The organism is Vibrio sp. 10N.261.52.A1 (genome assembly GCF_002876325.1).
Lineage (GTDB): Bacteria > Pseudomonadota > Gammaproteobacteria > Enterobacterales > Vibrionaceae > Vibrio > Vibrio chagasii.
On record NZ_MCYD01001147.1, the window covers coordinates 18,550 to 30,484 of the forward strand.

An 11,935-nucleotide genomic window follows, 5' to 3' on the forward strand; every position below is an offset into this window, starting at 1 on the left:
AAAGGGAAGAATGTTGACTTACCCGCACCGGGAGCCGCTTTAAGAATTAGTTGAGTGTGTGTTTCTACGCCAGCGAGCAGATCTGGCATCACAGCTTCTATGGGCAGTTGTGGCAATGGGAGAACCTTGTGGTGTAATGTTGGCAACATTGTACATAAAAACCTACCCGTCTAAATAAGTAATATGCAGTTCAATCCACCATTAGAGTCAGCGACTCTTATCAAACGCTACAAACGTTTCCTCACTGACATCAAACTTCCCGACGGCAGCGAGCGTACTATTCACTGTGCCAACACTGGAGCGATGACAGGATGCGCGACTCCGGGTAACACTGTGTGGTATTCAACCTCCGATAATGCAAAAAGAAAGTACCCAAACAGCTGGGAGATCTCAGAAACGGACAAAGGTCACCGGATTTGTGTAAATACTGCGCGAGCAAACCAGCTAGCAGTGGAAGCAATTGAAAATAAGACTATAGTTGAACTCTTAGGTTATAACGCGTTACGAACCGAAGTGAAGTATGGTAGCGAGAATAGTCGAATTGACATTCTGCTTGAAGATAACGAAAAGCCGCCTTGCTATATCGAAGTAAAAAGCGTCACCTTACTCGACGAGCAACAAAAGCCAACTAAGCAAGAGACCTCTACTGAGGGGCAAGGTTTTTTCCCTGATGCGGTGACAACCAGAGGCCAAAAACATCTGCGTGAACTCACAGAAATGGTCGAATCTGGAAATAGAGCCGTACTTTTATTCACTGTTTTACATTCAGGTATTGAAAAAGTGTCTGCGGCACACCATATAGACGCCAAATATTCGTTATTACTAAAACAAGCACAAGACGCTGGAGTTGAAGTGCTTTGCTACAAAGCAGAGCTCAGCAGTACTCAAATACAACTAAAACAATCTGTTGAATTTATCAATAACTGAACAAAGATGTTGAACAAATCACATTGATTGCAAGTTTGAATAAGAGTATTTGCCACCATTCGTTCTTTCTGCTATAGATACCCGCCTTAAAATTAGCTGCTTTGCAGTTGACTAGGTGTAAATAGGAGATGCTGTATGCCAGAATCTAAGAAAAAAGCGCTAGGCATCCTAGCCATCGCAGGTGTTGAACCGTACCAAGAAAAGCCAGGTGAAGAATACATGTCACCTGAGCAAACGGAACATTTTACAAAAATTTTAGCAGCTTGGCGCAACCAGCTCAGGGAAGAAGTTGATCGTACTGTGCACCACATGCAGGACGAAGCAGCGAATTTCCCAGACCCAGTTGACCGTGCTTCTCAAGAAGAAGAATTCAGCCTAGAGCTACGTAACCGTGACCGTGAGCGTCGTCTAATCAAGAAAATTGAGAAGACACTAGACAAGATCGAAGAAGATGATTTCGGCTTCTGTGATTCTTGCGGTATCGAGATTGGCATTCGTCGCCTTGAAGCTCGTCCAACTGCTGACCTTTGTATTGACTGTAAAACACTTGCAGAGATCAAAGAGAAACAAATGCAAGGTTAATACTTGCGGATGTAAAGAAAGGGAGCTTTGGCTCCCTTTTTTGTTTGCTGCCTAAGCGAGATGCCTTAGATAGCAATGAGCAGTGTTAAAACGAGTACTAAGCAGCAACAATACTCACTGCATGCAATAAACACATTAAACGTCTTAAGAATCGGCTACTGCGGTACCCTCTAGATTAGGTTGTTCACATATGAATTATATCGGGCGCTTTGCACCATCACCGTCAGGTCCTCTTCATTTTGGCTCACTGGTTGCTGCTCTTGGCAGCTACTTCCAAGCAAAATCTCATCAGGGACAATGGTTAGTCCGTATGGAAGACCTAGATCCGCCAAGAGAGATGGCTGGCGCTGCAGACCTGATTCTTAAGACGCTTGAGGCTTACCACCTATTTTGGGATGGAAAAGTCGTTTATCAGAGCCAACGTCACGACCTATACCAAGCGCAAATTGATCAATGGGTGGCTGACAACCAAGCCTACTACTGCCAATGCACGCGCAAACAGATAAAAGCCTTGGGTGGTTTCTATAATGGCCATTGTCGACAGGCGGGGTTAATTGATACGGGCGAGCAAGCCGTGCGTTTATGTATGGATTTCCCCGTCGAGTCATTCGACGATGTTCGCCATGGCACCATTCAAATCCCTAAAGCATTGGCTGAAGAGGATTTCATCATCAAACGCCGCGATGGCTTGTTTGCTTATAACTTGGCCGTGGTACTTGATGATATCGAGCAAGGCGTAACGGAAGTGGTGAGAGGCGCTGATCTCATCGAACCTACGGGCCGCCAAATAAGTCTTTATAAGACACTGAAACAAAACACAGTGAGCTACTTGCACTTGCCGTTAGCGACCGATGCGTCTGGCAATAAACTATCAAAGCAAAACCACGCTACCGCTATTGACCTCGATAACCCTAAACCAACACTGCTCAATGCCATGCAGTTCTTAGGCTTTGAGGTTCCTAAAGCTGTTTGTGAGGCTTCAATCGATGAGATATTGGCATGGGGCTGCCAGCAATGGAACGTTGCTCAATTACCTGATAGTTTACAAAAACAACACTGCAATTAGCTCAAAACTAACGGCAAATAGTAAAAACGAAACACAAAAATGCCATAACCAACCCCTGTGGTTAAGCAGACGATGTTCTCAAATGGCTCGCGCTAAGCTATTATTAGCCGCAATTAAACTCTGCACTACCACTTTGGACTAAGAGAAAAACAAAGTTGGCGATACCTACTTTGTTCTAAACTAATGAATACAAACGACAATACCCCAAGCGAACAACGCGGATTCCACGAACTAGCACTGAATATTTATACTCGCCAAGAGCACAATATTTCACGTAAGCAGATCAGCGATAACGCACTAAAAGTACTATATCGCCTGAATGGTGCGGGTTTTGACGCATTTTTAGTCGGTGGTGGTGTCCGTGATATCTTACTTGGCTCTCAACCAAAAGATTTCGATATTGCGACCAACGCTACGCCAGAGCAGATCAAGAACCTCTTCCGAAACTGCCGCCTAATCGGCCGTCGTTTCCGCTTGGCACACATCATGTTTGGTCGTGACATCATTGAGGTGGCAACTTTCCGAGGTCACCATCAAGAGCCATCTAAAAACGTATCTGCACAATCGAAAGAAGGCATGCTATTACGCGACAACGTGTACGGCAGTGTTGATGAAGATGCAGAGCGTCGCGATTTCACTATTAATGCGATGTACTACAACATTGCAGACTACAGCATCCACGATTACGCAGGTGGTGTAGAAGATTTAGAAGACAAGCTGATCCGCCTAATTGGCGATCCAGAGACACGCTACCGTGAAGACCCTGTACGTATGCTGCGTGCAATGCGTTTCTCAGCGAAGCTGGACTTTGACATTGAAGAAGACACCGCCGACCCAATTGAAGGTTTGGCGCACCTTCTAAAAGACATCCCAGCAGCACGTCTTTACGAAGAATCTCTAAAACTGCTTCAATCAGGCTACGGTTTAGAGACCTACCACCTGATGCGTGAATACAACCTATTCCAGCAAATGTTCCCAGCAGTAGCTGAGTACTTCACTGAAGATTACGACTCACCGACTGAACAGATGCTTGATTTGGTACTCGACTCTACCGACCTTCGTATCGAAGATGGTAAGCGAGTAAACCCAGCGTTCATGTTTGCCGCAATTCTTTGGTACCCAATGAACAAACTGGCAGACAAGCTTGTCTCTGAACAAGGCATGGCACACTACGACGCGATCATGGAAGCAAGTAACATCATTCTTGATCAGCAAGTAAAATCCATTGCTATCCCTCGTCGCCACACAGCAACCATTCGTGAAGTTTGGCAACTGCAACTGCGACTACCTCGCCGCAACGGTAAACGTGCCGTTCGCCTAATGGAGCTCAACAAGTTCCGCGCTGGTTACGACTTCTTAGAGATGCGTGGCGAGATTGAAGGTGGCGAGACAAAAGAGTTAGCTAAATGGTGGGAGCGTTATCAGACAGCTGGTCGCAACATGCGTCAAGCAATGGCTAACGACGTAGCAGCACCATCAAAGTCAGGTCATCGTCGCCGTAAGACTTACCGAAACAAAAAGAGTAAGCAAGCCGAATGATAACTGCTTATATTGCGGTCGGCAGCAACCTTGCCGACCCAGTTAGCCAAGCAAACTTGGCTATCGAAACGCTAAAAAGCCTACCGCGATCAACGTTTATTGCGACCTCTCAGCTATATAGTAGCACTCCAATGGGACCGCAAAATCAGCCGGACTACATCAATGCGGTAGTCGCGATTAAAACCGAATTAACGCCTATTGAACTGCTTGATTGCACTCAAAAAATCGAGTTAGAACAAGGGCGTGTCCGTAAAGACGAACGCTGGGGACCAAGAACCTTGGATCTCGACATCGTGTTGTACGGCAATGAGGTGATCGATTCAGAGCGCTTAACCGTTCCTCATTACGGAATGAAAGAACGAGAGTTTGTACTCTACCCGCTTGCTGAAATCGCACCAAGTTTACAACTCCCTGATGGGACTGAGCTGACAGAACTACTGAAAATTGTAGATAAAAACGGGCTCAATGTTTGGCAGCAATAGCCAGGCGCATTAAGGAAAACCAATGAAAAAAGTAACCATTAACGACCTGATCAAGTGTAAACGTGAAGGCCGTAAATTCGCGACGTCAACAGCTTACGATGCGAGCTTTGCTCAATTATTCGAAAGCCAAGAGATGCCAGTTCTGCTTGTCGGTGACTCACTGGGTATGGTTCTACAAGGCCATAACGACACATTACCAGTAAGCGTTGAAGACATCGCCTACCACACTCGCTCTGTGCGTGCTGGTAGCCCTAACTGTCTTCTTATGGCTGACATGCCTTTCATGAGCTACGCGACTCCAGAGCAAGCTTGTGAGAGCGCAGCTACCTTGATGCGTGCTGGCGCGAACATGGTAAAAATCGAAGGCGGAAGCTGGTTGGTTGATACTGTGAAGATGCTAACAGAACGCGCAGTACCAGTATGTGCACACTTAGGCTTAACGCCGCAATCTGTGAACATCTTTGGTGGTTACAAGGTTCAAGGTCGCGATGACGACCAAGCAGATAAAATGGTTGCTGACGCACTAGCACTGCAAAACGCAGGTGCTCAAATCGTTCTACTTGAATGTGTACCTGCTTCATTGGCAAAACGAATTACAGAAGCTTGTCACGTGCCAGTTATTGGTATTGGTGCAGGTAATGTTACGGACGGTCAGATCTTGGTTATGCATGACATGTTCGGTATTTCTGCGAACTACATGCCGAAGTTCTCTAAGAATTTCCTAGCAGAAACAGGTGACATGCGCAAAGCAGTAGCTCTATACAAAGAAGAAGTAGAGAGCGCACGCTTCCCTGATGATGCTCATACAATCGCTTAGGAGTAAGTATGCAAACTTTTGCTGAAATAGCGGCTCTTCGTGAGCAGATTAAACAGTTTAAGCGTGATGGACGTACGGTTGCTTTTGTTCCGACGATGGGAAACCTGCATGAAGGCCACCTTACTCTGGTAAAGAAGGCTCGTGAACTAGCAGACATCGTCGTGGTAAGCATCTTTGTTAACCCGATGCAATTTGATCGTGCCGATGACCTGAACAACTACCCTCGCACGTTAGAAGCGGATCTAAGCAAACTAACGGGCGAAGGCGTTGAACTGGTATTTACACCGACACCAGAAGTGATGTATCCAGATGGCCTAGACAAACAGACGTTTGTTGAAGTACCAGGGTTATCTCACATGTTGGAAGGTGCGTCTCGTCCAGGTCATTTCCGTGGCGTAGCGACGATTGTCACTAAGCTGTTTAACATCGTTCAGCCAGATTTTGCATGCTTCGGCGAGAAAGACTTCCAGCAACTTGCTGTCATTCGCCAAATGACAACTGACTTAGCGTTAGACATTGAAATTGTAGGCGTTGCAACGGTTCGTGAAATGGACGGTTTAGCAATGAGCTCTCGCAATAGCAATCTGACTATTGATGAGCGCCAACGTGCACCGGTTCTAGCGCGCACTATGCGTTGGATCAGCAGCGCAATTCGTGGTGGACGTGATGACTACGCATCAGTGATTGAAGATGCGACAGACCAGCTTCGCGCAGCAGATCTGCAACCAGATGAAATTTTCATCTGTGATGCTAAAACTCTGCAAGCCATCACTTCAGAATCGACTCAAGCTGTGATTCTTATGTCGGCTTTCTTAGGTAAGACGCGTCTTATCGACAACCAAGTTCTCGACTTGGTAGCGGAAACCAAAGAAGAAGTGAAAGAAGAAACTGCTGAGTAATCGCTTTCTTCTCTTTGCGTAAACAAGCTCTTAATGCAAAGCAAAAGCACAAACGCAGAACATAAAAAAGGTCGATGTGATATCGACCTTTTTCTTTATCTGCAATTCAGGGACGTCGGAGTTAGCTGCGTAAGCCAATACCCTTAGTCACTAGGTAATGTGCAATGCCATACAGTACAACGATAAACACACCTAGTACGCCAAACGACGTCACAATACCCACATCAGACACACCCAAGAAGCCATATCTAAACGCATTCACCATGTAGACAATCGGGTTCAACTTCGACACACCCTGCCAAAATTCGGGCAACAGACTAATTGAGTAGAACACACCACCAAGATAAGTAAGCGGCGTCAGAATAAAGGTAGGGATAATTGAGATGTCATCAAACGTACGTGCAAATACCGCGTTGATAAGACCACCTAACGCAAATACCACCGATGTTAGGAAAACGGTCGCAATAATCACGCCCCAGTGATCAACCTGAAGGTCAACGAAGAACAGAGAAACAAAGGTCACGATAGTACCGACCAATAGGCCGCGCACCACACCACCCATCACGAAACCAGCAATGATCACGTAGTTTGGCACAGGGGCAACCAGCAGTTCTTCAATGTTCTTTTGGAATTTGGCACTAAAGAATGATGAAGCCACATTCGAGTACGAGTTAGTGATTACCGACATCATGATCAAACCCGGCACTATGTACTCCATGTAACTAAAGCCATTCATTTCACCGATTCGCGCACCAATCAGGTTACCGAAGATGATGAAATAGAGCGTCATAGTAATTGCAGGTGGAACCAACGTTTGCACCCAAATACGAGTAAAACGGTTGATCTCTTTGGTCAGCAAGCTGCGAAAAGCGGTCCAATATAGGCTGTACATATTATTTACTCCCCTCACGCACGATACTTACAAACAGTTCTTCTAGACGGTTAGCTTTGTTACGCATCGAGAGGACTTTCACATTCTGCTCACTCAACTGAGCAAAGATGGTGTTCAAACCTAGGTTCTTATCAATTTCGATCTCTAAAGAACCATTCACCAAGGCTTGGTTATTCACGCCTTCTAGCTTAGGTTCAGTCACGCCCTCTTCAAGATCTAAAATAAAGGTCTCGGCGCTCAACTTACCTAGTAGCGCTTTCATGGTGGTGTTCTCAATCAACTCACCACGATTAATGATGCCGATGTTGCGACACAACATTTCCGCTTCTTCTAGGTAGTGCGTGGTCAAGATAATGGTAATGCCCTGCTTCTCATTGATCTCTTTGAGGAATTCCCACATCGAGCGGCGCAGTTCAATATCAACACCAGCCGTAGGTTCATCAAGGATTAACAGCTGAGGCTCATGCATCAGCGCACGCGCGATCATCAAGCGGCGTTTCATACCACCAGACAAGTTACGCGCACGTTCGCCGCGTTTTTCCCACAAATCGAGTTGAGATAGGTATTTTTTCGCTCGCTCTTTTGCCAGTGCTTTAGGTACACCGTAGTAACCCGCTTGCTGCAAAACGATCTGCTCGACCGTTTCAAACGGGTTGAAGTTAAACTCTTGAGGAACTAAGCCAAGGTTTTGCTTTGCCAGCTCCAGATCGGTATCAATGTCGTAGCCGAATACCTTAACCTTGCCAGAGGTTTTATTTACTAACGAAGAGATAACGCCAATGGTGGTGGACTTGCCCGCACCATTTGGACCAAGTAGCGCGTAAAAGTCACCTTTTGCTACCTGTAAACTGATGCCTTTAAGTGCCGCGAAGCCACCCGCATAAGTTTTTCTTAATTGCTCAATTTCTAATGCATACATAGAGATAATTGCCATTTGCTATAAATAGTGTAGTTAGCCGGACAGGATGAAGAGAAGGAAACCTGAAATGAACCAGTTGAACTAGCTCAAGAGAATGTACGCGGCCATTTTGCAAACAAGTTTATCGTTGAATGACGATGAATACAAATATCGATTAGCGGTTTCGTTATAAAACTTAAAAGAGCGAAGGCTGCATAAAGCTTTATATCGAATATCACAGACAAAAAATACTGCTAAGACATTCACTTAGCGGTATTTCCTGATATTAATAATTCATGACCAACATTAATAACTATTGTTCAGTCACAGAGAGTTAATAAGAATATTAAACCGATTCAAATTGGTGCTCGTCTCTCTCAACGTAGCTGGTTGCAGCTGTCAAAGCTTCATAACGGAAGCGATATGTGTTCGATTCCGGTACTAAATCAATTACGTGGAACTTCTCCAGCTGTTGACGCGTATTCTCATTCGGACACAACAAGTACACCTCACATTGAGCGTCTAGCGCATCTTTGATTGCATTCTCTAGCGCAAGACCAACCGTAACATCAATCATAGGTACATCGGTTAGGTCTAAAATCATTGCTTCATAATCAGAAATACTTGAGTGCTGACGTGAAATCGCCTTTGAGACACTGAAGATCATCGGCCCTGATAGATAGAAGAACAAAACCTTGCCGTTGGCATTATCCAGTAACTGACGTTCGCTGTCGGTCAATGGGATATCGTCTTCATCATCACCATCACTGATCGCCTTAACTTGTCTGGCTTGCTCACGGCTCAATCTTTCAATAATCAAAATGTTCGAGATAAATACACCCAATCCAACCGCGATGATCAAGTCAACAAATACGGTTAGCAGCATTACACCATACATGACGCCCATGCCCGCATAACTGACCTTGTGCGCACGCTGAATGAAACTCCAATCGAGAATGTTGAAGCCTACATACATCGCAATACCCGCCAGCACAGCCATAGGAATCGGCTCGGTTAATCCACCAGCGACCAAAACCACTAACGCCAATACTAATGCTCGAATCACACCAGACAGTGGAGAGCGAGCGCCGACCTGAATGTTGGTCACGGTACCCATGGTAGCACCCGCACCTGGCAACGCACCAAACAAGCCGGAAAGCATATTTGCGATACCTTGGCCACGCAGTTCTTTATCAGAGTCATGCTCTTTACGAGTTAATGAGTCCCCAATAACAGCGGTCAAAAGCGTATCAATACAACCTAATGTACCAAGTACCAAGGCATCGATAACCATAGTCGTGAATTGTTCAGCACTGATAGTTGGGACAACAAGAGAAGGTAAACCTGCTGGGATTTCACCAATACGACGAATAGAATCAGTATCGAAGAAGATAACGGACAACAGAGTGACGGCCACTAACGCGACCAGTTGCGCCGGTACATATTTACGATACTTAGCCGGGAAGCCAAACAGAATACCGAGTGTCAGCGCACCTAGAAATAGCTCACTCACTTTTAAGTTTGCTAGCGTATCAGGCAAAGCAGAGAGCGTGCCCATTACACCACCAGATGGGGCTGCATGTCCTAACAATGGGGACAACTGCAAGATAATCAGAATAACGCCAATACCCGACATAAATCCGGAGATCACGCTATATGGCATCAAAGTAACGTATTTTCCAAGCTTTAACGTGCCAAGTAATATTTGGAATGCACCGGCCATCATCACGACAGTAAAAGTCATTGCCATACCCGTTTCAGGATATTTAGCAACCATACTCGTCATTACGGCAGTCATGATAACCGTCATCGGGCCGGTAGGTTCAGAAATCAAACTACTCGAACCGCCAAACAATGCTGCAAATAGACCAACCATAATGGCGCCCCACAAGCCAGCTTCAGCTCCCGCGCCAGAAGCAACACCAAATGCCAATGCTAAAGGTAACGAGATGATGGCTGTAGTCACACCGCCAAACATATCCCCTTTGAGATTGATATCCGTAAAACGACTTCCAAACAAAACACACCTTCCTGATGATGAAATGACAAACCTTATCACTTTAACAAATGTATCAAGTGTTCAGAAAGTGTTAATTCAATCACATTATTCATGTCTTATAACCGGATTATTGATAGTGGGCTAAGTTTATGATTTTCCGTACTAGAACAAGTCAGATGAGTACATTTTGACGCAGTTTTTACGAGATTGAATTTGTAACATTGTGTATAGTTAAGCATCTTAATTGAGGGATGTAAGAAGCAAGATGCCAGAAATAAAACAGCTTTTTGAGAACAATTCCAAATGGTCTGAAGAAATTCGCTCTGAAAGACCTGAGTATTTTACAACGCTTGAAGAGGGTCAAAGCCCTGGTTTTCTATGGATAGGTTGTTCAGATAGCCGAGTTCCAGCCGAGCGCCTTACTGGCTTATATTCTGGAGAACTGTTTGTTCACCGAAACGTGGCCAACCAAGTGGTTCATACAGACCTAAACTGTCTATCTGTTGTTCAGTACGCAGTGGATGTGCTTAAAGTGAAACACATTATTGTCTGTGGTCACTACGGTTGTGGCGGTGTTAATGCGGCAATTGATAATCCGAAACTAGGCCTTATCAACAACTGGTTACTGCACATTCGCGATAACTACCTAAAATATCGTAAAGAGATCGAAGCGCTTCCACGTGAACAGTGGGGTGACAAGCTTTGTGAGATTAACGTCGCAGAGCAGGTTTACAACCTAGGTAACTCAACCATTATGCAAAGTGCATGGGAACGCGGCCAAGAGGTCGAGATCCACGGTGTGGTATATGGCATTGGTGATGGCAAGTTACAAGACCTTGGCGTACGTTGCTCAAGTATCGACACATTAGAGAGCAGCCACATTGAAGCATTAAACAAAATCTTAACGACGCCTCTTCTTAGCCAACAAGGCTAATTATCTCTATCAAAATACAAAAAGCCCGCATCAAGCGGGCTTTTTAATGTCTTGTGTCGGCAAGTGTAGTGATTACTCTTGCGGTACAACTTTGCCAATGTATGGCAGGTGACGGTATTTTTGAGCGTAGTCGATACCAACACCAACAACGAACTCATCTGGGATCTCAAAACCAATCCACTTAGTGTCCACTTCAACTTCACGTCGTGAAGGCTTGTCTAGTAGCGTACAGATCTCGATAGATTTAGGACCACGTAAGCTCAGGATCTCTTTTACCTTAGTCAGTGTGTTACCAGTATCGATAATATCTTCAACAAGCAGAACGTCTTTACCTTGGATGTCGTCATCTAGGTCTTTCAAAATACGAACATCACGTGAGCTTTCCATGCTGTTGCCGTAGCTAGACGCGGTCATGAAATCAACTTGGTGAGTTAAATCAATAGCACGAGCAAGATCCGCCATAAAGACAAACGATCCACGTAATAAGCCAACTAAAACCAAATCTTCACTGCCTTGGTAATGTTCCGTGATCTGCTTGCCTAGTTCGTTTACTCGATCCTGAACTTCTTGCTCAGAGATCATGACTTCAACTGTATGCTTCATACTGCTCTCATTTTGTTTGGTGATTGCGACAAGTGTAGACAGTTTTGCCATTGGTGCCGCTCAATTTGTGCGTAAGTCTAGCACTGCTCAAATACCCACACCACCTTATGGTTCCAATTTACTGTCAGATTATCAATGAAATGTGCACTTGTGCTTTGTCTGATAGTCGCCTCCTTTCACATCAATGTGGATCACGCTTTATGTATCAAGTTTGATGTAACTGTCTATTAAATAAGCTCAAAGGATTGACCATTCGCATATGCACCATTACACTCATCTTGGCTTAAATAATAATAA

The 11,935-nt window shown here is 45.0% G+C and carries 12 protein-coding genes; 8 read left to right on the top strand and 4 right to left on the bottom strand.

What is annotated here, in order from left to right; all coding sequences use genetic code 11:
• The first annotated feature begins 183 nt into the window (after positions 1-183).
• The 7 genes from sfsA to panC all read left to right on the top strand — a co-directional run bounded on the left by sfsA (position 184) and on the right by panC (position 6,312).
• Positions 184-927 carry a DNA/RNA nuclease SfsA gene (gene sfsA / locus BCT81_RS24570; RefSeq protein WP_061032482.1) on the top strand — a complete coding sequence of 248 codons (744 nt, stop codon included), beginning with the start codon at positions 184-186 and terminating at the stop codon, positions 925-927.
• A gap of 135 nt (positions 928-1,062) precedes the next feature.
• On the top strand, positions 1,063-1,509 hold the full coding sequence (gene dksA / locus BCT81_RS24575; RefSeq protein WP_004738189.1) for an RNA polymerase-binding protein DksA: 447 nt from the start codon (positions 1,063-1,065) through the stop codon (positions 1,507-1,509).
• Positions 1,510-1,699: 190 nt separating this feature from the next.
• On the top strand, positions 1,700-2,575 hold the full coding sequence (gluQRS, locus tag BCT81_RS24580; protein ID WP_102426162.1) for a tRNA glutamyl-Q(34) synthetase GluQRS: 876 nt from the start codon (positions 1,700-1,702) through the stop codon (positions 2,573-2,575).
• Positions 2,576-2,758: 183 nt separating this feature from the next.
• Positions 2,759-4,114 (top strand): polynucleotide adenylyltransferase PcnB, encoded by a 1,356-nt coding sequence (gene pcnB, locus BCT81_RS24585; RefSeq protein WP_061032480.1) that lies wholly within the window; start codon positions 2,759-2,761, stop codon positions 4,112-4,114.
• Positions 4,111-4,596 carry a 2-amino-4-hydroxy-6-hydroxymethyldihydropteridine diphosphokinase gene (gene folK / locus BCT81_RS24590; protein ID WP_008222704.1) on the top strand — a complete coding sequence of 162 codons (486 nt, stop codon included), beginning with the start codon at positions 4,111-4,113 and terminating at the stop codon, positions 4,594-4,596. Before pcnB ends, folK begins: the two co-directional genes overlap by 4 nt.
• A 22-nt stretch (positions 4,597-4,618) precedes the next feature.
• Complete coding sequence (gene panB, locus BCT81_RS24595) at positions 4,619-5,413, top strand: 3-methyl-2-oxobutanoate hydroxymethyltransferase (RefSeq protein ID WP_004738184.1); 795 nt, start codon at positions 4,619-4,621, stop codon at positions 5,411-5,413.
• 8 nt (positions 5,414-5,421) lie between these two features.
• A complete protein-coding gene (gene panC / locus BCT81_RS24600) occupies positions 5,422-6,312 on the top strand; it encodes a pantoate--beta-alanine ligase (protein ID WP_102426163.1) in 891 nt (296 codons plus the stop codon).
• Positions 6,313-6,433: 121 nt separating this feature from the next.
• Here panC and BCT81_RS24605 read toward each other — a convergent pair whose 3' ends face one another.
• The 3 genes from BCT81_RS24605 to BCT81_RS24615 all read right to left on the bottom strand — a co-directional run bounded on the left by BCT81_RS24605 (position 6,434) and on the right by BCT81_RS24615 (position 10,080).
• Positions 6,434-7,204, bottom strand: a complete 771-nt coding sequence (locus BCT81_RS24605; protein WP_004738182.1) for an ABC transporter permease — start codon at positions 7,202-7,204, stop codon at positions 6,434-6,436.
• Position 7,205: 1 nt separating this feature from the next.
• Positions 7,206-8,123, bottom strand: a complete 918-nt coding sequence (locus BCT81_RS24610) for an ABC transporter ATP-binding protein (RefSeq protein ID WP_102426164.1) — start codon at positions 8,121-8,123, stop codon at positions 7,206-7,208.
• A 325-nt stretch (positions 8,124-8,448) separates the two neighbouring features.
• Entirely contained in the window at positions 8,449-10,080 is a 1,632-nt protein-coding gene (locus tag BCT81_RS24615; RefSeq protein WP_171367390.1) for a SulP family inorganic anion transporter, read from the bottom strand.
• Between the two features lie 286 nt (positions 10,081-10,366).
• Here BCT81_RS24615 and can point away from each other — a divergent pair, with 286 nt between their 5' ends.
• Complete coding sequence (gene can, locus BCT81_RS24620) at positions 10,367-11,035, top strand: carbonate dehydratase (RefSeq protein ID WP_004738177.1); 669 nt, start codon at positions 10,367-10,369, stop codon at positions 11,033-11,035.
• Between the two features lie 72 nt (positions 11,036-11,107).
• Here can and hpt read toward each other — a convergent pair whose 3' ends face one another.
• Positions 11,108-11,638, bottom strand: a complete 531-nt coding sequence (hpt, locus tag BCT81_RS24625; RefSeq protein WP_061032638.1) for a hypoxanthine phosphoribosyltransferase — start codon at positions 11,636-11,638, stop codon at positions 11,108-11,110.
• Positions 11,639-11,935: the final 297 nt, after the last annotated feature.